The 25,345-nt window shown below is 74.2% G+C and carries 20 protein-coding genes; 14 read left to right on the top strand and 6 right to left on the bottom strand.

What is annotated here, in order from left to right:
- Positions 1-101: 101 nt before the first annotated feature.
- Positions 102-1,046 carry a LysR family transcriptional regulator gene (locus K7396_RS14745; RefSeq protein ID WP_223659966.1) on the bottom strand — a complete coding sequence of 315 codons (945 nt, stop codon included), beginning with the start codon at positions 1,044-1,046 and terminating at the stop codon, positions 102-104.
- A gap of 180 nt (positions 1,047-1,226) precedes the next feature.
- On the opposite strand from K7396_RS14745, the gene K7396_RS14740 reads away from it, so the two are divergent.
- From K7396_RS14740 to K7396_RS14695, 10 genes are all read left to right on the top strand, one after another.
- Positions 1,227-2,114 (top strand): EamA family transporter, encoded by an 888-nt coding sequence (locus K7396_RS14740; protein WP_223660392.1) that lies wholly within the window; start codon positions 1,227-1,229, stop codon positions 2,112-2,114.
- A gap of 229 nt (positions 2,115-2,343) precedes the next feature.
- Complete coding sequence (locus K7396_RS14735; RefSeq protein ID WP_086718582.1) at positions 2,344-2,922, top strand: Uma2 family endonuclease; 579 nt, start codon at positions 2,344-2,346, stop codon at positions 2,920-2,922.
- Positions 2,923-3,258: 336 nt separating this feature from the next.
- Positions 3,259-4,062 carry a TIGR03084 family metal-binding protein gene (locus tag K7396_RS14730; protein ID WP_086718581.1) on the top strand — a complete coding sequence of 268 codons (804 nt, stop codon included), beginning with the start codon at positions 3,259-3,261 and terminating at the stop codon, positions 4,060-4,062.
- Complete coding sequence (locus K7396_RS14725; RefSeq protein WP_223659964.1) at positions 4,059-5,825, top strand: acyclic terpene utilization AtuA family protein; 1,767 nt, start codon at positions 4,059-4,061, stop codon at positions 5,823-5,825. The genes K7396_RS14730 and K7396_RS14725 overlap by 4 nt, the downstream gene beginning before the upstream one ends.
- The gene (locus K7396_RS14720) at positions 5,822-7,420 is read left to right on the top strand and encodes an acyl-CoA carboxylase subunit beta (protein WP_086718580.1); all 1,599 of its coding nucleotides are present in this window, start codon (positions 5,822-5,824) and stop codon (positions 7,418-7,420) included. Before K7396_RS14725 ends, K7396_RS14720 begins: the two co-directional genes overlap by 4 nt.
- Positions 7,421-7,427: 7 nt before the next feature.
- Positions 7,428-9,338: an acetyl/propionyl/methylcrotonyl-CoA carboxylase subunit alpha gene (locus K7396_RS14715; RefSeq protein WP_152104722.1), complete on the top strand. Its 1,911-nt coding sequence runs from the start codon at positions 7,428-7,430 to the stop codon at positions 9,336-9,338.
- A gap of 268 nt (positions 9,339-9,606) precedes the next feature.
- On the top strand, positions 9,607-10,770 hold the full coding sequence (locus tag K7396_RS14710; RefSeq protein ID WP_152104721.1) for an acyl-CoA dehydrogenase family protein: 1,164 nt from the start codon (positions 9,607-9,609) through the stop codon (positions 10,768-10,770).
- Between the two features lie 92 nt (positions 10,771-10,862).
- On the top strand, positions 10,863-12,470 hold the full coding sequence (locus K7396_RS14705) for a 4-coumarate--CoA ligase family protein (RefSeq protein ID WP_152104720.1): 1,608 nt from the start codon (positions 10,863-10,865) through the stop codon (positions 12,468-12,470).
- On the top strand, positions 12,467-13,237 hold the full coding sequence (locus tag K7396_RS14700; protein WP_152104719.1) for an enoyl-CoA hydratase family protein: 771 nt from the start codon (positions 12,467-12,469) through the stop codon (positions 13,235-13,237). Before K7396_RS14705 ends, K7396_RS14700 begins: the two co-directional genes overlap by 4 nt.
- Positions 13,225-13,854, top strand: a complete 630-nt coding sequence (locus tag K7396_RS14695; RefSeq protein WP_152104718.1) for a TetR/AcrR family transcriptional regulator — start codon at positions 13,225-13,227, stop codon at positions 13,852-13,854. The genes K7396_RS14700 and K7396_RS14695 overlap by 13 nt, the downstream gene beginning before the upstream one ends.
- Positions 13,855-14,363: 509 nt before the next feature.
- On the opposite strand, the gene K7396_RS14690 is transcribed toward K7396_RS14695, so the two are convergent.
- Positions 14,364-15,467 carry a citrate synthase 2 gene (locus K7396_RS14690; protein WP_086720922.1) on the bottom strand — a complete coding sequence of 368 codons (1,104 nt, stop codon included), beginning with the start codon at positions 15,465-15,467 and terminating at the stop codon, positions 14,364-14,366.
- A 408-nt stretch (positions 15,468-15,875) separates the two neighbouring features.
- On the opposite strand from K7396_RS14690, the gene pdxH reads away from it, so the two are divergent.
- Complete coding sequence (pdxH, locus tag K7396_RS14685) at positions 15,876-16,565, top strand: pyridoxamine 5'-phosphate oxidase (RefSeq protein ID WP_223659960.1); 690 nt, start codon at positions 15,876-15,878, stop codon at positions 16,563-16,565.
- Positions 16,566-17,030: 465 nt separating this feature from the next.
- On the top strand, positions 17,031-18,824 hold the full coding sequence (locus K7396_RS14680) for a PAS domain-containing protein (protein WP_223659958.1): 1,794 nt from the start codon (positions 17,031-17,033) through the stop codon (positions 18,822-18,824).
- Positions 18,825-18,855: 31 nt separating this feature from the next.
- Here K7396_RS14680 and K7396_RS14675 read toward each other — a convergent pair whose 3' ends face one another.
- A complete protein-coding gene (locus K7396_RS14675; RefSeq protein WP_086721726.1) occupies positions 18,856-19,623 on the bottom strand; it encodes an SIS domain-containing protein in 768 nt (255 codons plus the stop codon).
- Between the two features lie 194 nt (positions 19,624-19,817).
- On the opposite strand from K7396_RS14675, the gene K7396_RS14670 reads away from it, so the two are divergent.
- Entirely contained in the window at positions 19,818-20,510 is a 693-nt protein-coding gene (locus K7396_RS14670; RefSeq protein WP_086721725.1) for a metal-dependent transcriptional regulator, read from the top strand.
- Positions 20,511-21,005: 495 nt separating this feature from the next.
- Positions 21,006-21,881, top strand: coding sequence for an alpha/beta fold hydrolase (locus K7396_RS14665; RefSeq protein WP_152104717.1), 876 nt, complete (start codon positions 21,006-21,008; stop codon positions 21,879-21,881).
- Between the two features lie 65 nt (positions 21,882-21,946).
- On the opposite strand, the gene K7396_RS14660 is transcribed toward K7396_RS14665, so the two are convergent.
- From K7396_RS14660 to K7396_RS14650, 3 genes are all read right to left on the bottom strand, one after another.
- Positions 21,947-23,584 (bottom strand): transporter, encoded by a 1,638-nt coding sequence (locus tag K7396_RS14660; protein WP_086720285.1) that lies wholly within the window; start codon positions 23,582-23,584, stop codon positions 21,947-21,949.
- On the bottom strand, positions 23,581-24,465 hold the full coding sequence (locus tag K7396_RS14655; protein WP_174886942.1) for an ABC transporter ATP-binding protein: 885 nt from the start codon (positions 24,463-24,465) through the stop codon (positions 23,581-23,583). The genes K7396_RS14660 and K7396_RS14655 overlap by 4 nt, the downstream gene beginning before the upstream one ends.
- A gap of 127 nt (positions 24,466-24,592) precedes the next feature.
- Entirely contained in the window at positions 24,593-25,264 is a 672-nt protein-coding gene (locus K7396_RS14650; protein WP_086720286.1) for a bifunctional DNA primase/polymerase, read from the bottom strand.
- Between the last annotated feature and the right edge of the window lie 81 nt (positions 25,265-25,345).

Raw genomic sequence — 25,345 nt, 5'->3', positions numbered from 1 at the left:
ACGAGCTTATGGAGCGGGGACGGCGCCTGCATCCCACATCGCCGGCGTCACCGCACCGCCTGCATCCCGCACCGGCCCGGCCCGCCCGGGGAACCGCCGCCTCAGCCACCGTCCGGCGCCGCCCCGCCCACCGACCTGCCTGCCGTCCCGCCCGCCGATCCGCTTGCCGTCCCGCTCGCCGCCCCGCCCGCCGTCCTCCCGATGACCTCGTGGGCCAGCCTGATCAGGTCGGGGACCCGCGGATGGCCGGGGCCGTCGCGCCGGGCGATGACGACCGGGACCGGGGGCGCGTCGGAGAGCGGGACGTACGCCATGGACGGGTGCGGATGCATCTCGGCGGTGGCGGAGGTGGTCACGCCCACCGCGCGGCCGCCGGTTATGGCGGCCAGCCAGTCGTCGGTGTTGCCGATGGTGATCGTCGAGGCGGGGCGGGCCGCGGCCGGCCACAGGTCGAGGGTGGTGGTGCCGGAGACGGTGTTGAGGGCGATGGTGCGGTCGGCCAGCTCGACGAGGGAGAGCGTGGCGCGGTGGGCCAGCGGATCGTCGGCGGGCAGGCCCGCGACCCGGGGCTCGGTGGTGAGCTGCTCGGTGATCAGGCCCGGGGCGCGGACCTCGCCGCGCAGCAGGGCGGCGTCCACGTCGCCGCGGGCCAGGCCGGCCGTGCGGTCGTCGATGCGGAGAAGTTCGAGCGGGGTCCGCGGGTGCTCCTCGTGCCAGCGGCGCAGCAGGGCGGTGGTGTCCGTACCGGCGGCCGACCAGGCGTGGCCCAGGCGCAGTGGCCAGGCGGTGTGGTGGGCGGCGCCGAGCGCCCGGTCGAAGGCGGTCACCGCGACGGCGGCCCGGTCGCGGAAGGCGAGGCCGTCGGGGGTGAGCGCGAGGTGGTGGGTGGAGCGGTCGACGAGGCGCAGGCCCAGCTCCTGTTCCAGTTGGCGCAGGGTGCGGGAGACGGCCGGCTGGGTGAGGTGCAGGCGCTCGGCGGCGCGGGTGATGCTGAGGGTGTCGGCGATGGCGAGAAAGCAGCGGAAATGACGCAGCTCGATGCTCATGCGCGGGGAGCATAACAACAAGGGAAAACGCATTTCACGGACCGGAAGAACCCCCCGTAGCGTGGTGGCGTGAATGCATCGCCCGAGAACCCCGATGGCCCCGCGCCGACCCCTGCCGCGCCCACCCTGCCCGCCGGTGACGGCGAGATTCCGCATCCCGTCCCGCCCTCGCCCGAGGTGCTGACGGCGGAGGCGCAGGCGGGGACCGCCGGGGCGGCGGGCGCCCGCGGACGGCTGGGGGCGGTGGCGCTGGTCATCGGCGGGATCGTCTCGCTGCAGTTCGGCTCGTCGGTGGCGGTGCTGCTCTTCCCGCGGGCCGGTGCGCTGGGCGTGGTGACCCTCCGGCTGGTCGTCGCCTCGCTGGTGCTGCTGGTCGTCTGCCGCCCCAGGCTGCGCGGCTACACGCGGGGCGACTGGGCCACGGTGCTCGCCTTCGGCGTCGCCCTGGCCGGTATGAACTCGCTGTTCTACCAGGCGATCGACCGCATCCCGCTGGGCGCCGCGGTCACCTTGGAGTTCCTGGGGCCGCTGATCCTGTCGGTGGCGACCTCCCGCAGGCTGCTGAGCCTGGTGTGGGCGGCGCTGGCACTGGGCGGTGTGGTGCTGCTGGGGCGCGAGGGCTTCGACGGGCTCAACCTCACCGGTGCCGCGTTCGCGCTGACCGCCGGCGGGCTGTGGGCCGCCTACATCCTGCTCTCCGCCCGTACGGGGGCGCGTTTCCCGCGGGCCGACGGGCTGGCGGTGGCGATGACCGTCGCGGCGCTGCTCAGCCTGCCGTTCGGCATCGTCAGCGCGGGCACCGCCCTGCTCGACCCGGTCACCGTGGGCCTGGGCGCCGCCGTCGCCCTGATGTCGTCCGTCCTGCCCTACACCCTGGAACTGCTCGCCCTGCGCAAGCTCCCGGCCGCCGGCTTCGCCGTGATGATGAGCCTGGAGCCGGCCGTCGCGGCCACCGCCGGCTTCCTCGTGCTGCACCAGGCGCTGGGCTGGGCCGAGGTGGCGGCGATCGGGCTGGTCGTGATCGCGAGCGTGGGGGCGGTGCGCAGCGCGGGGTCAGGCGGGCACTGAGCGCGGGGGTGGGGTCGCGCTGAGGGGGGCGGGCCTCTCTGGCGTTCCGCCGCGCCACCGGCTCCCCGGCCGGCCCTCAAAAGCGGCGGACCGAAACCGTCGGACCGGCGGAGTCCAGGCGCACCTGCACCAAGGACAGGTGCACGACCTGACGCCTCCCGACTGCCTGCGGGGGCGACATCCGCCCCTCAGCCGGGCCACACTGGCCATAGCCGAGGAGGTGAGAGGAATGAGCGTTGCAGCCGCCGACCACCAGGGTCCCTGGACCCTTGACGATGTCCTGGCCCTGCCCGAGGACACCCGTTCCCGTATCGAGCTCGTCGGAGGCAGCCTGGTGATGAGCCCCAGCCCCGGTGTCCCTCACCAGAGGGCCTCCCGCCGCCTGGCCGCCCTCCTGGAAGCGGCCGCCGACGCCGCGGGCGCCCCCGTGGAGATCCTGGAGGCCATCAACCTCGTCGTGCCCGACGGGCTGCTGATCCCCGACATCGCCGTCTGTGACGCTGATGCCGCAGCCGACGCCGGCCTCACCGTGTCTGCGCACGACGTGCTCCTCGTCGTGGAAATCGCCTCGCCGTCCACCCGGGTCACCGACCGCAAAATGAAGCCGGCCCTCTACGCCGCGGCGGGCATCGCCCACTACTGGCGCTTGGAACTGGAGCCCGCACCGCGCCTCTACCTCGGCGAGCTGGAGAACGGCTGCTATCTCGACCGCCTCGTCCAGGCCGCGGAGACAACCGCCGTCGAACGTCCCTTCCCGATCGACATCGACCCCGGTGTCCTCGCCCACCGCCGTGCTCCCGAGCAGTAGGGGGCACTCGGCGGCGTCTGCGGCGACGGCGGACCACTGGATTGCCGCCACCGGATTCCCCGCTCGGGGTGACCGGCTCGTAGACGTCCGCCGATGATCGGTCCGCGCGGCTGAAGCCCCTCCGGGCAGCTGTCGGGTGCCTTGCCGCGGCGGTCAACGGCCTCGCCCGGACAGAAGATCATGCAGGCGTGCTTGATTGTTTCTGTCGGCGCTGCCACGCTTCGAGGCGCACCCGCACCACACCGCACCGACCGGCCGCCGCCCTCCGCCGCGGCCGTCGCCGCATGCCAACGCGCCCTGCTGTCACGGCAGTCGGGTCGATGAGGGGAGTGTCGCGTGTCCGATCCCGGCGCCGTACTGGCCGATCTCAGGGCGGAGAGCGAGGAGTTGGACGCGCTGGTCGCCGGGCTGCCGGCGGAGCGCTGGGCCGCCCCGACACCGGCCGAGGGCTGGACCGTGACCCACCAGATCGCCCACCTCGCCTGGACCGACCGGCAGGCGCTGCTCTCCGCCACCGACCCGGACGGGTTCGCGCGGGCCGCGGAGGCGGCGCTCGCCGCGCCGCTGACCTTCGTCGACGAGGCCGCCGAGGCGGGGGCGAAGGTGCCGCCGGCCGAGCTGCTCGCCGGCTGGCGGGCCGGCCGCGAGGAGCTGCTGCGGGCGCTCGCCGACCGCCCGACGGGCGAGAAGCTGCCCTGGTACGGGCCGCCGATGAGCGTGGCGTCGATGGCCACCGCCCGGCTGATGGAGACCTGGGCGCACGGGCAGGACGTCGCCGACGCGCTGGGGGTCGTCCGGCGCCCCACCGACCGGCTGCGGCACATCGCCCGGATCGGGGTGCGGACCCGCGACTTCGCCTACCTGACGCACCAACTCACCCCGCCCGGCGAGGAGTTCAGGGTCGAGCTGCGGGCTCCGGACGGCACGGTGTGGGAGTACGGGCCGCCGGACGCCGGGCAGCGGGTGACCGGGGACGGGCTGGAGTTCTGCCTGCTGGTGACCCAGCGGGCGCACCGCGCCGACCTGCCGTCCCTGCGGGCCGAAGGGGCGGACGCGGAACGGTGGCTGGAGATCGCCCAGGCGTTCGCCGGCCCGCCGGGCAAGGGCCGGGAGCCGTCCGGGAAGGGCGGCGCCGCATGAGCGGCCACCGCCCCGCCGACGACCCGGCCCTCGCCCCGCACCCGGAGTCCGTGCGCCCGATCGGTGCCGACCCCGCCGTCCTCCGCGTCGGCAACGCCTCCGGCTTCTACGGCGACCGCTTCGACGCGCTGCGCGAGATGCTCACCGGCGGGCCCCTCGACGTGCTGACCGGCGACTACCTCGCCGAGCTGACCATGCTGATCCTCGGCCGGGAGCGGCTGAAGGACCCCGCGCGCGGCTACGCCAGGACCTTCCTGCGGCAGTTGGAGGACGGGCTCGGCCTGGCCGTCGAGCGGGGGGTGCGCCTCGTCGCCAACGCGGGCGGACTGAACCCGGCCGGACTCGCCGACGCCGTACGGGAGCTGGCGGACAAGGTCGGGGTGCCCGTCCGCGTGGCCCATGTCGAGGGCGACGACCTGCTGGCGCGCGGGGGGTGGGGCGACGGCGTGCTGACCGCCAACGCCTACCTGGGCGGCGGGGGCATCGCGGCCTGCCTGCGGGCCGGTGCCGATGTGGTGGTGACCGGCCGGGTCACCGACGCCGCGCTGGTCAGCGGCGCGGCCCAGGCGCACTTCGGCTGGCGGCCCGAAGACCTCGACCAGCTGGCCGGGGCGGTGGTCGCCGGGCACGTCCTCGAATGCGGCACCCAGGCCACCGGCGGCAACTACTCCTTCTTCGGCGACCACGACCTGCTGCGGCCCGGCTTCCCGCTCGCCGAGATCGCCGCCGACGGCAGCTCGGTGATCACCAAGCACCCGGGGACCGGCGGCGCCGTCACCACCGGCACCGTCACCGCCCAACTGCTGTACGAGACGGCCGGCGCCCGCTACGCCGGGCCCGAGGTGACGGCGCGGCTGGACACCGTGCGGCTGGCGCAGGACGGGCCGGACCGGGTCCGGATCGACGGGGTGCGCGGTGAGGCGCCGCCGCCGTCCCTCAAGACCGGGCTGACCCGCCTCGGCGGCTGGCGCAACGAGGTCACCTTCGTCCTGACCGGGCTGGACGTGACCGCCAAGGCCGTACTGGTCCGCCGTCAGATGGAGGCGGCCTTCGCCGCGACGGGCAACCGCCCGGCCGAGGTGCGCTGGACGCTGGCCCGCACCGACCACGACGACGCGGAGGTCCAGGAGGAGGCGAGTGCGCTGCTGCGGCTGGTGGTGCGCGACCCCGACCAGGACGCGGTGGGGCGGGTGGTCAGCGGCGCCGCGGTCGAACTGGCTCTGGCCAGCTATCCCGGCTTCCACGTCACCGCGCCGCCCGGCAAGGGCACCCCGTACGGGGTCTTCGAGGCGGTGGCGGTGGGCGCGCCCGAGGTGCCGCACGTGGCCGTCCTGCCGGACGGCACCCGGGTCGGCATCCCACCGGCCCCCGCGACACGGGAGTTCGCCCGGCTGCCCGACGCGCCGCTGCCCGAGCCGCTGCCCGCCGGGCCCACCCGGCGCGGGCCGCTCGGCCGGATCGCCGGCGCCCGCAGCGGCGACAAGGGCGGCTCGGCGAACGTCGGGGTGTGGGCCCGCGGCGAGCGGGCCTGGCGGTGGCTGGCGCACGAGCTGACCGTCGAGCGGTTCCGGGAGCTGCTGCCCGAGACCGCCGGCCTGCCGGTCGACCGGCACGTACTGCCGAATCTGCGCGCGCTCAACTTCGTCGTCGACGGACTGCTCGGCGAGGGCGTCGCGGCACAGGCCCGATTCGATCCGCAGGCCAAGGCCGTGGGGGAGTGGCTGCGTTCGCGCCACATGGACATACCGGAGGTGTGGGAGTGACCGTGCTCGCAACCGGGCTCGACCCGGCGGGCGCCGAGTACGCGGAGCGCCGCGAAGCGATGCTCGCGAAACTGGCGGAGGTCGGGGCGGAACACGCCAGGGCGACCGCGGGCGGCGGGGAGAAGTACGTCGCCCGGCACCGTAAGCGCGGCAAGCTGCTCGCCCGGGAGCGGATCGAGCTGCTGCTCGACCCCGACACCCCGTTCCTGGAGCTGTCGCCGCTCGCGGCCTGGGGCAGCGACTACCCCGTCGGCGCGTCGGTGGTCACCGGCATCGGCACCGTCGAGGGCGTGGAGTGCCTGATCACCGCCAACGACCCGACGGTGCGCGGCGGCGCCAGCAACCCCTGGTCGCTGAAGAAGGCGCTGCGGGCCAACGAGATCGCCTTCGCCAACCGGCTGCCGCTGATCTCCCTCGTCGAGTCCGGCGGCGCCGACCTGCCCAGCCAGAAGGAGATCTTCATCCCGGGCGGGGCGCTGTTCAAGGACCTCACCCGGCTGTCCGCGGCCGGCATCCCGACCGTCGCCGTGGTCTTCGGCAACTCGACCGCGGGCGGCGCGTACGTCCCCGGGATGTCCGACCACGTGATCATGGTCAAGGACCGCGCGAAGGTCTTCCTGGGCGGCCCGCCGCTGGTGAAGATGGCGACCGGCGAGGAGAGCGACGACGAGTCGCTGGGCGGCGCCGAGATGCACGCCCGCACCTCCGGGCTCGCGGACTACTTCGCGGTGGACGAGCCGGACGCGCTGCGCCGGGCCCGGCGGGTGGTCGCCCGCCTCAACTGGCGCAAGACGCAGCCCGATCCTGGTCCGGCGGCGCCGCCGAAGTACGACGAGGAGGAGCTGCTCGGCATCGTCCCCGGCGACCTCAAGGCCCCGTTCGATCCGCGCGAGGTCATCGCCCGGATCGTCGACGGCTCCGACTTCGACGAGTTCAAGCCGCTCTACGGGACGAGCCTGACCACCGGCTGGGCCGAACTCCACGGCTACCCGGTCGGCATCCTCGCCAACGCCCAGGGCGTGCTGTTCAGCGCGGAGTCCCAGAAGGCCGCCCAGTTCATCCAGCTGGCCAACCAGCGCGACATCCCCCTCCTGTTCCTCCACAACACCACCGGCTACATGGTCGGCAAGGAGTACGAGCAGGGCGGCATCATCAAACACGGCGCGATGATGATCAACGCGGTGTCGAACTCGAAGGTCCCGCACCTCTCCGTCCTCATGGGCGCCTCCTACGGCGCCGGCCACTACGGCATGTGCGGCCGCGCCTTCGACCCCCGCTTCCTCTTCGCCTGGCCGAGCGCCAAGTCCGCCGTCATGGGACCGCAGCAGCTGGCCGGGGTGCTCTCGATCGTCGCCCGCGCCTCCGCCGCGGCCAAGGGGCAGCCCTACGACGACGAGGCCGACGCCGGGCTGCGCGCCATGGTCGAGCAGCAGATCGAGTCCGAGTCGCTGCCGATGTTCCTGTCGGGACGGCTCTACGACGACGGCGTCATCGACCCGCGCGACACCCGAACCGTCCTCGGCCTGTGCCTGTCCGCCCTCCACAACGCCCCGGTCGAGGGCGCACGGGGCGGCTTCGGCGTCTTCCGGATGTGAGGCAGAAGTGATCCGTTCCGTACTCGTCGCCAACCGCGGCGAAATAGCCCGGCGGGTCTTCCGCACGTGCCGTGAGCTGGGCATCGCCACCGTCGCCGTGCACTCCGACGCGGACGCCGGCGCCCCGCACGTCCGCGAGGCCGACACCGCCGTACGGCTCCCGGGCGACGCCCCCGCCGACACCTACCTGCGCGGCGACCTGCTGGTGCGGGCCGCGCGGGCCGCGGGCGCCGACGCCGTCCACCCCGGCTACGGCTTCCTCTCCGAGAGCGCCGCCTTCGCCGCCGCCGTGACCGACGCGGGCCTGGCCTGGATCGGCCCGCCGCCCGCCGCCATCGAGGCCATGGCCTCCAAGACGCGGGCCAAGGAGCTGATGGCCGGGGCCGGAGTGCCCCTGCTGGCCCCCGTCGACCCCGCGGCGGCCACCGAGGCCGACCTGCCGCTGCTGGTGAAGGCGGCGGCGGGCGGCGGCGGCCGCGGGATGCGCCTGGTCACCGAACTCGACGCCCTGGACGAGGAATTGACGGCGGCGAAGGCCGAGGCGGCGGCCGCCTTCGGCGACGGCGAGGTGTTCGTCGAGCCGTACGTCGTGGGCGGCCGCCACGTCGAGGTGCAGATCCTCGCCGACGCGCACGGCACCGTCTGGACGCTCGGCACCCGCGACTGCTCCCTCCAGCGCCGCCACCAGAAGGTCATCGAGGAGGCCCCGGCCCCCGCGCTCTCCGAGGAACTGCGCACCACCCTGCACCGGGCCGCGGAACAGGCCGCCCGCGCCATCGACTACCGCGGCGCCGGCACCGTGGAGTTCCTGGTCTCCGGCAACGGACGCGCGTACTTCCTGGAGATGAACACCCGCCTCCAGGTCGAACACCCGGTCACCGAGGCGGTGCACGGCCTCGACCTCGTCGCCCTCCAGCTCAGCATCGCCGAGGGCCGCCCCCTGGACGCCGCACCGCCCCGGCCGCACGGCCACGCCGTCGAGGCGCGGCTGTACGCGGAGGACCCGGCGGCCGGCTGGCAGCCGCAGACCGGCACCCTGCACCGGCTGGAGGTGCCCGACGGCGTCCGCCTGGACTCCGGGGTGACCGACGGCGACACCATCGGCGTCCACTACGACCCGATGCTCGCCAAGGTCATCGCCTGGGCCCCGAGTCGCGACGAGGCCGTACGCAAACTCGCCGGCGCCCTGGAACGGGCCCGCGTCCACGGCCCGGTCACCAACCGCGACCTGCTCGTACGGTCCCTGCGCCACCCCGAGTTCACCGACCCCGCCGCCCTGGACACCGGCTTCTACGACCGCAACCTCCCCGCGCTGACCGCACCCGCCGCCGACGGCGACGCGGCCCTCTTCGCGCTCGCCGCCGCCCTCGCCGACGCCCACGGCCGCTCCCGCTTCGGCGGCTTCCGCAACGTCCCCTCAAGGCCGCAGGTCAAGACCTACGCCTGCGCCGGCACCGAGCACGAGATCCGCTACCGCCTCGACCGCGACGGCCTGTCGGCCGAGGGCTTCCCCGGCGTCCGGCTCCTCGCGCTGGCCCCGGACGAGGTGGTCCTCGACGTCGACGGCCTCCGGCGCCGCTTCACCGTCGCCCGCTACGGCGACCGCGTCCACGTCGACGCACCCGGCGCGCACCCCACCGCCTCCCGCGCCCTGACCGCCCTGCCCCGCTTCCCCGACCCCACCGCCCGCACGGAACCCGGCTCCCTGCTCGCCCCCATGCCCGGCACGGTCGTCCGGATCGCGGACGGCCTCACCGAGGGCGACCGGGTGGAGGCGGGCCAACCCCTCCTCTGGCTGGAGGCGATGAAGATGGAACACAAGATCACCGCCCCCTCCGCCGGCACCCTCACCACCCTCCCCGCACGCCCCGGCCAACAAGTCGAGGTGGGCACCCTCCTGGCCGTCGTCACGGACTGACGGCCCCCGACGGCCACCCCCTCGCACACCCCTCCACTCCACTGGGCTGGAACCGCCCCCCCCACCGGGGTGGAGCCCGCAACGCAACGCAAGGTGCCCGCCCCGGAGGCCCCGGCACCGACCGCCCGCACACCGGGCCCGGGGGCCGCGCCCACCGACCCGCAGACGACCCGGACCCGGGCCCACCCCGGCCACCCCTCCCCGCCGAAGGCGGAAACGGCGCAACACCGAAAAGAGCACCGCGACCCACGACCCCCGAGGAGCCCCGATGCCCGTCCCGACCCTCGAATCCGACGAACACCGCGCCCTGCGCGACGCCGTCGCCGCCCTCGGCAACCGCTACGGCCGGGCCTACGCCACCCGCGTCGCGGCCGAGGGCACCCACACCGACGAACTCTGGGCGGAGGCCGCCAAGCTCGGCTACCTCGGCGTCAACCTCCCCGAGGAGTACGGCGGCGGAGGCGGCGGCATCGTCGAACTCTCCCTCGTACTGGAGGAGCTGGGCGCGGCCGGCTGCCCGCTGCTGATGATGGTCGTCTCGCCCGCCATCTGCGGCACGGTCCTCGCCCGGTTCGGCACCGAGGAACAGAAGCGGACCTGGCTGCCCGGACTCGCCGACGGCTCCCGCAAGATGGCCTTCGGCATCACCGAGCCGGACGCGGGCTCCAACTCGCACCGGATCACGACCACCGCCCGCAAGGACGGCGCGGACTGGGTCCTCAACGGCCGCAAGGTCTTCATCTCCGGCGTCGACATCGCCGACGCCACCCTGATCGTCGGCCGCACCGAGGACGCCAGGACCGGCCGCCTCAAGCCCTGCCTGTTCATCGTGCCGCGCGAGACCCCCGGCTTCCGCCGCAGCCCGATCGCGATGGAACTGGCCGCTCCGGAGAAGCAGTTCGAGCTGACCCTGGACGAGGTGCGGCTGCCCGCCGAGGCGCTGGTCGGCGACGAGGACGCCGGACTCCTCCAGCTGTTCGCCGGGCTCAACCCGGAGCGGATCATGACCGCCGCGTTCGCCGTGGGCATGGGCCGCTACGCCCTGGGCCGGGCCGTCGACTACGCCCGGACCCGCCAGGTGTGGAAGGAGCCCATCGGCGCCCACCAGGCCCTCGCCCACCCGCTCGCCCAGGCCCATATCGAGCTGGAACTCGCCCGGTTGATGATGCAGAAGGCCGCGCACCTCTACGACGCGGGCGACGACATGGGCGCGGGGGAGGCCGCCAACATGGCCAAGTACGCGGCGGCCGAGGCCGCGGTCCACGCCGTCGACCAGGCCGTGCACACCCTCGGCGGCAACGGCCTCACCCAGGAGTACGGCCTCGCCTCGCTGATCACCGCCGCCCGGGTGGCGCGGATCGCGCCGGTCAGCCGCGAGATGATCCTCAACTTTGTCTCGCACCAGACCCTGGGACTGCCCAAGTCGTACTGAACGCGCCATGCTGCCCGTGCCGGCCGGCGCCCGCCCGGCCGGCCGGTCCCGCACCGCCCCGCCGCACCCACCGTCGAAGGGAAGGCCCCGGCATGGTGTCCCACGCGCCCCGCGCATCCCATGTGTTCCGCAGCGAGTACCCCGACGTCGCGCCCGTCGAGCTGCCGATCCACGAGGCCGTCCTCGGACGGGCGGCCGAGTACGGCGACCGGCCCGCCCTGATCGACGGCCTCGACGGCACCACCCTCGGCTACGACCGGCTCGACCACTACAGCCGCCGGCTCGCGGCCGCCCTCGCCGCGGCCGGGGTCGGCAAGGGCGAGGTGCTCGCCCTGCACAGCCCGAACAGCGTGCTCTTCCCCGTCGTCTTCTACGCCGCCTCGCGCTGCGGCGCCGCGGTCACCACCGTCCACCCGCTCGCCACCGAGGGCGAGTTCGCCAAACAGCTGGCGGACTCCGGGGCCCGCTGGATCGTGACCGTGGCGGCACTGCTGGACACTGCCCGCGCGGCGGCGCGGCAGGCCGGCGGCATCACCGAGATCCTCGTCTGCGACCGGGCCGAGGGCCACCGCTCGGTCCAGGACCTCTTCGCCTGCACCGACCCGGAACCGTTCGTCGCCCTCGATCCGGCCGACGACCTCGCCGCCCTGCCCTACTCCTCCGGCACCACCGGCACCCCCAAGGGCGTGATGCTCACCCACCGCAGCATCGCCACCAACCTCGCCCAGCTCACCCCGCTGGTCTCCAGCGGCCCCGACGACCGGGTGCTGGCGGTCCTCCCGTTCTTCCACATCTACGGGCTGACCGCCCTGATGAACGCCCCCCTGCGCAACGGCGCCACCGTCGTCGTGCTGCCCCGCTTCGACCTGCGGCAGTTCCTCACCGCCATCGAGAAGCACCGCATCACCGCCGTCTACGTCGCGCCCCCGATCGTCCTCGCCCTCGCCAAACACCCCCTGGTCGCCGACTACGACCTGTCCTGTCTGCGCTATCTGGTCTCCGCGGCCGCACCTCTGGACGCCGACCTGGCGGCCGCCTGCTCCCGGCGCCTCGGCCTGCCCCCGGTCCTCCAGGCCTACGGCATGACCGAGTTGAGTCCGGGCACACACTGCGTCCCCCTCGACGCCCCGAACCCGCCGCCCGGCGCCGTCGGCAAGCTGATCCCCAACACCGAGATGCGCCTGGTGTCCCTGGAGACCGGCGCGGACGTGCCGCCGGGCGAGAGCGGCGAGATCCTCATCCGCGGCCCCCAGGTCATGAAGGGCTACCTCGGCCGGCCCGCGGAGACCGACGCGATGATCGACGCCGACGGCTGGCTGCACACCGGCGACATCGGGCGGGCCGACGACGAGGGCTGGCTGTACGTGGTCGACCGCGTCAAGGAGCTGATCAAATACAAGGGCTACCAGGTCGCCCCGGCCGACCTCGAAGCGCTGCTGCTCGCCCACGACGCCATCGCCGACGCCGCGGTCATCGGCGTCACCGACGCGGACGGCAACGAGGTGCCCAAGGCGTTCGTGGTCCGGCAGCGGGGGGCCCGCCTGAACGAGGACGAGGTCATCGCGTACGTTGCCGGGCAGGTCGCCCCGTACAAGAAAGTGCGCCGCGTGGAATTCCTGGAGAGCGTGCCGCGCGCCACCACCGGAAAGATCCTGCGGCGCGAACTGCGCGCCAGGGAAAGGAGCTCGACGCCCCGATGACCGACGCACCCGCCACGACCCTGGTCCCGCGCTCCCACGAGCACGGCATCACCACCCTCACCCTCGACTCCCCGCACAACCGCAACGCCCTCTCCACCCGCCTGGTCGCCGAACTCGGCCGGGCCCTCGACGAGGCCGCCGCCGACGACGCCACCCGCGCCGTCGTCCTCACCCACACCGGCGGCACGTTCTGCGCCGGTGCGGACCTCTCCGAGGCCACCGCGGGCTCGGCGAAGGACGGACCGCTCGGCCTGGCGCGCCTGCTGCGCGGCATCGTGGCACTGCCCAAACCGGTCGTCGCCCGGGTCACCGGGCACGTCCGGGCCGGCGGCCTGGGCCTGCTCGGCGCCTGCGACATCTCCGTCGCCGGACCGGCCACCACCTTCGCCTTCACCGAGGCCCGCCTCGGCCTCGCCCCCGCCGTCATCTCCCTGCCGCTGCTGCCGCGCCTGGACCCGCGCGCCGCGGGCCGCTACTACCTGACCGGCGAGAAGTTCGACGCGGCCGAGGCGGCCAGGATCGGCCTGGTCACCCTCGCGGCCGACGACGTCGACGCCGGCCTCGCACCCGTACTGGACGGCCTGCGCAAGGGCTCGCCCCAGGGCCTGGCCGAGTCGAAGAAGCTCGTCACCGCCGACGTGCTGGCCGCCTTCGACCGCGACACCGAGGCCCTGGCCGAACAGTCCGCGCGGCTCTTCGGCTCCGCCGAGGCCCGCGAGGGCATGACCGCCTTCCTGGAACGGCGGGCCCCCGCATGGGCGCGCTGACCCCCGCCCGCGGCCCCAAACAGCCCCAGCAGGAACGCAGCCGCGCCACCCGCCTCAAACTCCTGGAGGCCGCCGTCTCCTGCCTCGCCGAACGCGGCTGGAGCGGCAGCACGGTCTCCGTGGTGGCCGAACGGGCCGGCGTCTCGCGCGGCGCCGCCCAACACCACTTCCGCACCCGCGAGGACCTCTTCACCGCGGCCGTCGAACACGTCGCCGAAAAACGCCAGGGCGCGGTGCGGGCGGTCGCCCGCAACCTGCCCCCGGCCGGCTCCGTCGCCCGCACCTGGATCATCGTCGAGGAACTCGTCGGCCTCTACACCGGCCCCCTCTTCCGCGCCGCGCTGCACCTGTGGGTGGCGGCCTCCGACGAGGAACAACTCCGCGACCGGGTCACCGCCCTGGAGGCCAAGGTCGGCCGCGAGGCGCATCGCACGGCGGTCGCCCTCCTCGACGCGGACGAGTCCGTCCCCGGCGTCCGCGAGACCGTCCAGGGCCTCCTCGACATGGCCCGCGGCCTCGGCCTCGCGAACCTCCTCACGGACGACACGGCCCGCCGTGACCGGGTGGTCGCGCAATGGTCGAAGCTGATCGACGCGGAGCTGTCGGGTTCTCCGTAGGGGTTCCCTACGTTTCCGGCTGGCCCGCCGTGGGGGTTTCTCGCCGTTGCGCCTGGCGGCGGGCCGGGTCCGCTGCGCGGGGCGTTTCGGGTGCCGGTGCCGGGCCTGCGCGGGTGGGGGTGTCCGGACTGCTTCGCTTTACGTCCGGACACCCCCACCCGCTCCGGCCCGTCCCCTCCCGCGGGTGGGTGGGAAGAGGGCCGGTGGGGGTGGATCTCGGTGGTCCGGTGCGCGTTGTGGACGTGGGGAAACGGCCGTGGGCATCGGGAAAGGGCTGCGGCGCGGGGAATTGCAGTGATCGACGCCCGCCCCCACCCACCTTTACTCACTCCCCCACGGGAGGGGACGGGCCGGAGGGGCGGGGGTGTGGGACGTAAAGCGAAGCAGTCCCACACCCCCGCCCCGGAGGCCCGTCACCGCACCCACAGCCCCGCGCAGCGGACCCCGCCCGCCGCAGGCGAAACGGCGAGAAACCCCCACGGCGGGACAGCCGAAAACGTGGGAAGCCCCTATCGCGGCGCGATATCCGCATACCCCGCGATCTCCCGCGGGCTCCTCGCCGCGGGGCCCACGTAGCGGGCCGACGGCCGCACCAGTCGGCCCGTCCGCTTCTGTTCGAGGATGTGCGCGCTCCACCCCGCCGTGCGGGCGCAGGTGAACATGGAGGTGAACATGTGCGCCGGGACCTCGGCGAAGTCCAGGACGATGGCGGCCCAGAACTCGACGTTGGTGGCGAGGACCCGGTCGGGGCGGCGGCTGCGGAGTTCCTCCAGGGCGGCCTTCTCCAGGGCCTCGGCGACCTCGAAGCGGGGTGCGTTGAGGTCCCGGGCGGTGCGCCGCAGCACTCGCGCCCGCGGGTCCTCGGCGCGGTAGACGCGGTGGCCGAAGCCCATCAGCCGCTCGCCCTTGTCGAGGGCCCGCCGGACGTACGCGGCGGCGTCGCCGGACCGTTCGATCTCCTCGATCATGCCGAGGACGCGGGACGGCGCGCCGCCGTGCAGCGGTCCGGACATCGCGCCGACCGCGCCGGACAGCGCGGCCGCCACGTCCGCGCCCGTGGAGGCGATGGACCGGGCGGTGAAGGTGGAGGGGTTCATGCCGTGCTCGGCGGCCGAGGTCCAGTAGGCGTCGACGGCCTTGACGTGCTGCGGGTCGGGCTCCCCGCGCCAGCGCTTCATGAAGCGCTCGACGACGGTCTGCGCCGTGTCGATCTCCTTCTGCGGCACCATCGGCAGGCCCGGCCCGCGCGCCGACTGGGCGACGTACGACAGGGCCATCACCGCGGCACGGGCGAGGTTGTCACGGGCCGTCGCCTCGTCGATGTCCAGCAGCGGCTTGAGGCCCCAGACGGGCGCGAGCATGGCGAGCGCGGACTGCACATCGACCCGGATGTCGCCGGAGTGCACGGGAATCGGGAACGGTTCGGCGGGCGGCAGGCCGGGGTTGAACGCCCCGTCGACCAGCAGTCCCCAGACGTTGCCGAAGGACACCTTCCCGACGAGGTCTTCGATGTCGACCCCGCGGTAGCGGAGCGAGCCGCCCTCCTTATCCGGTTCGGCGATCTCCGTCTCGAACGCGATGATTCCCTCGAGTCCGGGTACGAAGTCGGACATCAGGCAGCTCCTCAAGATGGGGACGGCAAACGGTCCGTGACCGGCTGCCGTGCGGTCGAGTCCTCGGTGTGCGGTGCGCGGCCGGTGCGGTTACGCGGCTGCGCCGGGCAGCTCGCGGTCCGTACCGGTCACGCGGGTGATGCCCCGCCAGGGCGCGGGCCACGCGACGGTCTTGCCCCGCGGCGGGTCGGACCGCGGGCGGGCCCGTGCGGTGCGTCCTCCAGGCCGGACGGACACGATAGCTCTCCCTGTGCGGAGCCCACAGTGGCCCGCCTCCTCATTTTGGCGGGTCTCTCACCTGCGCGGAGGCGTGAGACTCCGCACAGGCGGCGATCTGCCGACGGGAGGGTTACGGCAGGGCGGCGAGGGGCAGACTTCCGCCCCTCCTGGCTGACCGCGCCGGAGGCGATGTTGCAAGATGAGGCCGTGCACCCCGCCGACGCGCCTCATGCCGAGACCCCCGATCCCTCCTCGATGCGCGCGCACTACCGCGCCGAGGGGCTCGTCGAGTCCGACCTCGCCGCCAGCCCCTACGACCAGTTCGCGCGCTGGTTCAAGGACGCGACGGTGGCCGGGCTGCACGAGCCGAACGCCATGGTCGTCTCCACGGCGGACGCCGCCGGCCGGCCGAGCTCGCGGACCGTGCTCCTCAAGGCGTTCGACGACCGCGGCTTCGTGTTCTTCACGAACTACACCAGCCGGAAGGGGCGGGAACTGGCCGAAAATCCGGCCGTCTCGCTGCTGTTCCCGTGGCACCCGCTGGCCCGCCAGGTGGTGGTGACCGGCACCGCGGAGCGCATCGGCCGGGACGAGTCCGCCGCCTACTTCCGCACCCGCCCGCACGGCTCCCAGCTCGGCGCCTGGGCCAGCGACCAGTCCGCCCCCGTCGCCTCGCGCGACGAACTGGAGCAGGCGTACGAGGAATTGGCGGCCCGCTACCCGGAGGGCGAGCAGGTGCCGGCGCCGCCGCACTGGGGCGGCTACCGGATCGCCGCCGAGACGATCGAATTCTGGCAGGGCCGCCTCAACCGGCTGCACGACCGGCTGCGGTACGTGCGCGAGAGCGGGTCGTGGCGGGTGGAGCGCCTGGCGCCCTGACGGCGGGGGCGCGGCACCCGAACGGCGCGTATCCGGCCGCGGCGGCGGCCCGTCGTGTGCAGAAGCAGATCATGACGGGCGGCGGGGCGGAAACACGCAGACGACCCGCGGGCTGCTTCCCCCGCGCTCGGTGGCGCAGAGGGCCGGTCGGACGAACCGGCAGCCCGCGGGTCGGGTGACTGCTTGGGATTGGCCGGCTGCGCATCTGCAGTATGCGCTGGTCCGGCGCTGCACTTCGGGTGAAGCGACGGGCCGCTAGCCCGCAGCCACCTCACGCGTCCGGTGCGAAATCATCTGCCGAACCACCTCCCTTCTCGTGTGCTCCACACACTAGGAAGCCGTCCGGCCGCACACAAGGGAATTTCCCGAGAGCAACGATTTCCGCGAATCGGCTGTGTGGTGTGTCACGTTCCAGTTGAATGTTCCCAGGTGGAGCACGTGCGGCCGCGTTCGTGAGGGGTGCCAGTGACTGCTTCGTCAGCTTCTTCCGCGTCGGCGGCGCGCTGCTCCGCCGACGAGCGCGACGACTCCGGTCTGCTCGCCGCGCTCCTGGACGGCATGGACGCCGCCCTCGTCGCCTTCGCCGCGGACGGCACGGTCACCCACTGGAACCACGAGGCCGAACGCATCCTGGGCTGGACCACCACCGAGGCGGTCGGCCGTACGGGCCTGGCCGGCTGGGCGGTCCGCAAGGAGGACGCGGACGAGATCGACGCCGCCCTCACGGCCGCCATGCGCTCACCGGGCCGCCAGGTGCAGGAGTTCGCCCTGCTGACCAAGGACGGCCACCGCGTCCTGGTCCGCACCCAGGCCTCCGCGGTCCGCGGCCCCGGCGGCCGGGTCGCCGGGGTGTACTGCGCCTTCAGCGAGGTGCACACGCAGATGGACCTGGAGCGGTCCATCGCGCTCAGCGAGGCCCTGTTCGAGGACGCGTCGTGGGGCGTCATGCTGATCGACGCCGATCTGCGGCCCGCCGTCGTCAACGCCCACGCCGCCCGCGCCCTGGGGGTCGGGCGCACCGCCCTGCTGGGCCGCCCTCTGGGCGAGCTGCTGGCGCAGGGCGTCGAGGAGGTGGAGTGCGCCCTGCAGCACGTCCTCGCCGAGGGCGCGCCGCCGGCCGTCGCGGAGCTGTGGGTGACGCTGCGCGCCGAGGAGGCCGAGCTGCCGCGCCGGTGCTGGCGCAGCGGCTTCGTGCGGCTGGCCTCCCCGCTGGCGGAGGAGCCGGTGCCGCTGGGGGTGGCCTGGCTCTTCCAGGACGTCACGGACACCAAGCGCGCCGAGCAGGACGGCTCCCTGCTGCGCTTCCGCGCCCGTCAGCTGCACCGGGCCGGCCGCGCGGCCGCGGAGTGCCCCGACCCGGCCGAGGCCGCCGCGGTCCACCTCGACTTCGCCCTGGCGGGCTTCGCCGACCACGGCCTGGTCGACCTCGCCATGCCCCCCGCCCCGAAGCCGTACGGCACGGTCGCCGAGGACGACGTCTACGAGGACGCGTACGGCGGCGAGGCGTACGGCGACGCGTACGGCCCCGGCTACGGGGAGGCGTACGGCTCCGGCTACGACGGCGGAGAAGGCGTCGGGGAGGGCGTGGAGGACGGCGTGGAGGAGGGCGTCGGACACGGCGAGGCGGTCGGGGAAGAGGAGGCGGCCGGGGGTGAGGCCGCGCAGGGCGCCGGGCCCGGCGGGGCGGGCGGGGAGGAAGGGGGGGCGGCGCCCGGCGGGGCGGAGGGTTCCCGTGCCTCCGGTGGCTCCGGCGCGCCCGACGGGGCGGGCCCGGAGGACGCGGCCGACACGGGCGACCCGGCGCCCTCCGCTTCCGGCCCGCCCGGCCCGGCCGCCCCGTCCGACCCCTCCGGCGCCGAGGCCGCCCCCCGACCGCGGCGGTCGGTGCCGCGGCTGGTGCGGGCGCTGGCCTCGCCGGCCGGGTCCCCGGGGCCCTCGAAGGTGGTGGCGGCGACCGGCATCCCCGCGCCGTACGTGCCGGGGCATCCGGCGATCCAGGCGTACGAGCGGCGCGGCTCGGTGCGCAGCAGCGCCGGTCCGGCCTCGCCCGAGGGCTGGGCGGCCGCCCGCAACTGGCCGGACGGCACCGTCCACGGTCTGTGTGTGGTGCTGCGCAGCCGGGGGCGCACGCTCGGCGTCGCGACCTTTCTGCGGACGCCCGCGCGCCGCCCCTTCGACCGGGCGGACGCGGACTACGCGGAGGAGGTCGCGGCCCGGATCGCCACGGCCCTCGACCTCGCGGGCGCGGCGTCCCTCTGAGACAGGCCCTCGCTCCCGGGCCGGCCGCCGCTCACTGCCGGTAGAAGATCCGGTCCGCGTACTCGCTCATCACCCGGGCGTTCCAGTCGTGCCCGCCGTCGACGTTGCCCGAGCGCAGCAGCGGCGGGTCGATGCCCCGGTCGGCGAGGGTGCCGGCGGCCGTCGCCACCACGGCCTGCATGATCGCGCTGGTGACGACCGTGGAGGCGGGGGCGAACGGCGCGTCGATGCCCGGCAGCGTCAACTCGGCGTCGCCGACCGGGATCCGGCTGTCCAGCACCAGGTCGCAGTGGTCCTTGAGGAAGCCGCCCGAGGCGTGCCGGGACGTCGTCGCCGTCGCGTACGCCACCGACGTCACCCCGATGACCTTGATACCGAGGGCGCGGGCGTGCTTCGCCATCTCGACGGGCAGCGCGTTCCGCCCGGAGAGCGAGATGATCACCAGTACGTCGCCCGCCTCCAGCGGGCTGGTGTCCAGGACGGCCCCGGCCAGTCCGTCGACCCGCTCCAGGGCGCTGCCGAGGGTCGCGGGCCGGACGTCCACGCCGACCACGCCGGGGACGGACAGCAGGTTCATGATCGCCAGGCCGCCCGCGCGGTAGACCGTGTCCTGTGCGGGGAGCGAGGAGTGCCCGGCGCCGAAGGAGAAGACCCGGCCGCCCGCCGCCACGGTGTCCGCGATCAGGTGCCCGGCCGCGGTGATCCGGTCGCCCTCTTCGTCGCGGACCTGGCGCAGCAGGTCGATCGCGGCGTCGAAGAACTTCCCGGCCGGCCGGTCGCTCCGGTCGCTCTGAGCCATGGACGCGGGCCCCTCTCGTCGGATCAGTCGTATCTCGTCGTATCTGATCAGTGGCGCGGATCACGTTGCGGTCTGGACCTGTGCCCTGTCAATACGGCCGGGAGGGTCGCGCGCACCGACGAGGCGGCTCCGTTGTCGGTGGGATGCGTCAGAATTGAGTCCAGGGCCACCGCACCACACATCAAGGGGCACGCATGTCCGGACTGATCGACACCACGGAGATGTATCTCCGCACCATCCTCGAACTGGAAGAGGAGGGTGTGGTGCCCATGCGCGCCCGCATCGCGGAGCGGCTCGAACAGAGCGGCCCGACGGTGAGCCAGACCGTGGCGCGCATGGAGCGGGACGGGCTGCTGACGGTCGCGGGTGACCGGCATCTGGAGCTGACGGAGGAGGGCCGCCGGCTGGCGACCCGGGTGATGCGCAAGCACCGCCTCGCCGAATGCCTGCTCGTCGACGTCATCGGGCTCGAATGGGAGCAGGTGCACGCCGAGGCCTGCCGCTGGGAGCACGTCATGAGCGAGGCGGTCGAGCGCCGCGTCGTGGAGCTGCTGCGGCACCCGACGGAGTCGCCGTACGGCAACCCCATCCCGGGGCTGGAGGAGCTGGGCGAGACGGCCGGGGGCGACCCGTTCCTGGACGCCGGCATGGTGAGCCTGATGGATCTGGACGCCGGGGCCGACGGCAAGACGGCCGTGGTGCGCCGCATCGGCGAGCCGATCCAGGCGGACGCCCAGCTGATGTACACCCTCCGGCGGGCCGGGGTGCAGCCGGGCGCCGTGGTGAGCGTGACGGAGTCGCCGGCCGGGGTGCTGGTCGGCAGCAGCGGCGAGGCCGCGGAACTGGACTCCGAGATCGCCGCCCATGTGTTTGTCGCCAAGCGCTGACAGCAGTTTCAGCCGCATTCTTTTCCGCACGTCCGGCGGAACCCTCCCCAAGAGCCCGTTGAGCTGCGCCGACGCGCATCTCGGCGGGCTCGGCACGTTCTTTCCGGTTGAACGGACTTGTGCGAATCCGTGCGATACAGCCGGTCCCGTGCCACCCTGACGCATGGCCATGCATCGGCCTGTCCTGGCCGGGAGGGGGCTCGGATGCATCCACGTCATACGGAGACGGTCAGGGCCCCGGCGCTGCGAGCAGCCGGGGCCCTGCCTCCCCATGTCCCCCACCCAAGACCCGGAGCCCCGAGCTCCCAGGGTCTTCCCCCACGGGCCCCCTTCCCGGTAGGGCCCGCCTCCCGGCAGATGTCTCCCCGTGGCGGGCGCGGCCAATCCTTGAGTGAGGTCACTCGAACGAGGGGTATTGCGCGCCGGAACGGTGCGTTCGAATAGAGGTTCGATAGTGTGGAGCTGCTCAAGGGACGATTGGGGGTGCCAGGGCACATGGTGCAGCGCATCGATGTCACAGGAGTCGGCGGCGTAGGCCTCGCCGCCTGGGAATTCACCGACCCGCCCAAGATCGGCGGCGGGCTGGAGGAGAGCGAGCGGCGACCGGGCGTCCTGCTGCTCCACGGCCTGATGGGCCGCGCCTCGCACTGGGCGGCCACCGCGCGCCGCCTCAGCGCGCGCCATCGCCCCGTCGCGCTGGACCAGCGGGGCCACGGCCGCAGCGAGAAGCCCGCCGACGGGCCGTACGACCGCGAGGCGTATGTCGATGACGCCATCGCGGCCGTCGAGCAGCTCGGGCTCGCCCCGGTCGCGCTGGTCGGGCATGCCATGGGCGCCCTGACGGCGTGGCAGTTAGCGGCCCGAAGACCGGATCTGGTCAGCGCGCTGGTCATCTGCGACATGCGGGCCTCGGCGCTCGGCGCGGCCTCGCAGCGCGAGTGGACCGAGTGGTTCCGGTCCTGGCCGGTGCCGTTCGCCACCCTCGCGGACGTCCGCAGGTGGTTCGGCGAGGACGACCCGACGCTGGAGCGGCCCAGACCCGCCCGCGGGGAGTTCTTCGCCGAGGTGATGGCCGAGCGGTCCGACGGCTGGCGCCCCGTCTTCTCCCGCCGGCAGATGCTCACCGCCCGCGAGACCTGGGTCCATGACGCCCATTGGGAGGAACTCGCCCAGGTGTCCTGCCCGTCCCTCGTCGTCCGCGGCCTCGACGCCGAACTCGGCCGCGCCGAGGCCATGGAGATGGTCCGGGTGCTGCCGCGCGGCGCGTACGCCGAGATCCCCGACGCCGGCCATCTGCTCCCGTGGGAACAGCCCGACGCCTGGTGCGCCGCCATCGAACCCTTCCTCCGGACGGCCACGATGCCCGGCTGAGATCCCCCGCCGTCCGCCGGTCCGGCGCGCGGGCGGTGCCGCCCGGCGCGCCGGTGTCCGTCGGTTCAGCCCTTGCTGACCGCGACCAGAATCTCCGGCAGCCGCCGCGCCACCCGGGGTGCCGCCATGCGCAGGCCCAGCTCCGCGGCGCCCGCGCCGTAGACCGCGCCCACCGGCAGCAGCACCCACAGCAGGTGGTGCAGACCGGCGACGTGCAGCCAGATGGTCAGGCCCAGCAGCGGCGCGCACAGCACGGCGCCCACCAGCACCCCGCCGAAGAGGCTGAACCAGGCGATCGCGCCCTGCCCCGGCGCGACGTTCTTGTTGCTCTCCGAGGGGATCGAGTAGGGGAACAGCGCCGACGACAGCGCCCCGGTCGCCAGCAGCGCGCCCAGCACGGCCAGTGAGAGCCCGTAGACCTCCAGGAAGTCCGACCAGGGCCCGATGACGGCGGCGCTGCCGAGGACGACCAGGGTGACGAACGGGACGGCCACCGACGCCAGCGCCAGGGCGCGCGCCCGCAGTTCCTCGTAGGCGTCCCGCGGGGTGGCGATCGTCGAGGCCACCATCCAGAACGCCGAGGTGTCCTGCCCGAACTGGTTGTACATCTGCGCTCCGAGCAGCGCGGACGCCGAGAAGGAGCTGTAGATGCTGCCGTTGCCCTGCGCCGCCGAGACGACCGGCACCAGCAGGCCGACGCCGAGCGCGGTCGCCCACGCCATCTTCGACTTGGGGTCGCGCCACGCGTAGCGCAGCGTACGGAGCACGACCGCGCCGGTCCGCCCGTCCGGCAGCAGGCGCGCGAGTCCGCGTTCCTCCTTGCCGGCCCCGCGTGCGCTGTCCTTCTCCACCGCCTGGAGGGTCGAGGAGTCCGGGGCCGTCATCAGGGTGGTCAGGGTGCGCTGCCACCACCACAACAGCCCGACCAGCGCCACCGCCGTCAGCGCCAGACCGGCCAGCGCCCGCCCGTACGCGCCGTGTCCGGCGTCCTCGACGGCCCCGACCGCCGAGGCCGGCGGCACCCAGCGCAGCACCGTGCCCACCGGCTCCAGTACGGACAGGCCGTCCGGCCGGCCCAGCTTCTGGGCGGCGATGTTGACGCCCTGGGCGCCGAGGGCGATGAACAGGCCGCCCAGCACGGCGAGATCGCGCCCGCGGCGGCTGGTCAGCAGCCGCACCGAGGCGGTGGCGACCGCGCGCGCCAGCGACACGCACACCAGCACCACCAGGACGACCGCCACCACGCCCACGGCCGCGGCGGCCGCCCCGTCCGCGACCGCGATCACCGAGCCGGTGACCAGCGCGAGGGTGACGAAGGGGCCGATGCCGACGAGCGAGGCAACCAGCAGCGACCGGATCAGCGGCCGCGGCCGCAGCGGCAGCATGACCAGCCGGGTCGGGTCGAGCGTCTCGTCGCCGGTGGGGAAGAACAGCGGCAGCACCGCCCAGCCCAGGGCGAGGATGCCGGTGAGCAGCACCACCAGCGCGCCGGCGTGCGCGGTGCCGCGCAGCGCGAGCAGCCCCAGCATCGCGCCCGTGGTGAACAGCAGGCCGACGAGGATGGATCCGACGTACGCCAGCGTGCGGCCGGTGGACCCGCGCAGCCCGTTGCGCAGCAGCGACAGCTTCAGCCGGACGAAGACGCCGGTCAGGGACGGTGCGGCGCCCCGAGGGGCGGCCGCCGTGGCGGATTCGGTGCTCATCGGGCGCCGCCACCGCCCAGCCAGTCGAGGTCGGCGTCCGCGCCGCGGCCCCGGGCGCCGACGAGTTCGAGGAACGCGTCCTGCAGCGAGGGCGCCGCGCCGCGCACCTCGGCGAGCGGTCCGTCGGCGCGGATCCGCCCGGCCGCGATCACCGCGACCCAGTCGCAGAGCGACTCGACCAGCTCCATCACATGGCTGGAGAAGATCACGGTCGCCCCGGAGGCGGTGTAGCGCTCCAGCACCCCGCGGATGGTCTGGGCGGACACCGGGTCGACGCCCTCGAAGGGCTCGTCGAGGAAGAGGACTTCGGGGTTGTGCAGCAGCGCCGCCGCCAGCCCGATCTTCTTGCGCATACCGGTGGAGTAGTCCACCACCAGCTTGTTCCGGGAGCCGGCCAGGTCGAGCACGTCCAGCAGCTGCCCGGCCCGCTTGTCGACCTCGGCGCCCGGCAGGCCGCGCAACCGCCCGATGTAGCCGAGGAGTTCGCGTCCCGAGAGCCGCTCGAAGAGCCGCAGCCCCTCGGGGAGCACCCCGATGCGGGACTTGACCGACACCGGGTCCCGCCACACGTCGTGCCCGCCGATCTCGACCAGCCCGGCGTCCGGCCGCAGCAGGCCCGTCACCATGGAGAGGGTGGTGGTCTTGCCGGCGCCGTTGGGGCCGACCAGTCCGATGAAGCGGCCGGCGGGCAGCGTCAGATCGATGCCGTTGACGGCGATCTGCTCGCCGAACCTCTTCCACAGGCCCTGGACGCGTACGGCGGGCGGCCCCGCGAGGGAGCCCCCGGGGGCCGCCGAGACCGGGCCGCCCGCAGCGGCGGCCCGGCTGTGCGGCGGCGCCGATTCGTCCCGCCGCTCGATGTCTTCCGGTTCGTTCGCCACCGGTGCTGCCCTCCGACGTCCCCGCAGAGGCCGTCCTGACCCCCGTCCGGCCCCACGATACGACCGGGGGAGACGGGACGCCGGGCGGTCGGCGGCCCCGGGAACAAGGGGAGCGGAACGGTCCGGGTCAGCGTCCCCGTACCGCGGCCGCGTCCCGCGCGCAGGCGTACGCGAGCGGGCTGATCAGCTCCTCGGCGTCCGGCAGCCAGCGGTTGCTGGCGGTGGGGCGGCGCGCCCACTGCACCGAGCCGTGCGCCCCCACCCGGGTCGGCGGCGCGGCGAGGTACTCCCCTTCGCCGCGGCAGATCAGATCGAGCGCGGCCGGCACCCAGCCCAGGCTCCGTACCAGCGCCGGGACCTTCACCGAGGCGCCGGGAAGGACGAGGAAGAGCATCCGGCGGCCGGGGGTGCGGGTCACCGGCCCGAGCGGCAGCGCCATCCGCTCCATCCGGGCCAGTGCCAGGCAGCCCGCGGTCTCGGGGACGTCCAGCGCCTCGAACGACCGGCCCGTCGGCAGCAGGATCGAGGCCCGCGGCTGCGCGCTCCACATGCGGCGGACGGCGGTCGCGCTGCCGGTGGCCTGCCCGGCCCAGTCGGGGACGGTGGGGTGCGCGCCGGGCGCTGCGCAGTCACCGGCGCCGCACGAGCAGCGCGGCGTCCTCCCGTCGTGCTCCAGCCATGCGCCCGGGAACACGTCCCAGTGCCGTTCCTCCGCGTAACGCACCGCGGTGTCCAGCAGCTGTTCGCCGCGCTGCTGGGGGATCTGCGGGGCTCCTGTGACGGTGATGGTCTCTTCCACGCACGGGACAACTCCCGCCGTCACCAAGGGTTACGGGGCGGCGGCCGCACCCCCGGCGCATCGTTCTCGCACGTGGGGCGC

The sequence above is a fragment of the Streptomyces angustmyceticus genome (assembly GCF_019933235.1).
Lineage (GTDB): Bacteria > Actinomycetota > Actinomycetes > Streptomycetales > Streptomycetaceae > Streptomyces > Streptomyces angustmyceticus.
This window is presented reverse-complemented; position numbering and strand designations above follow the sequence as displayed.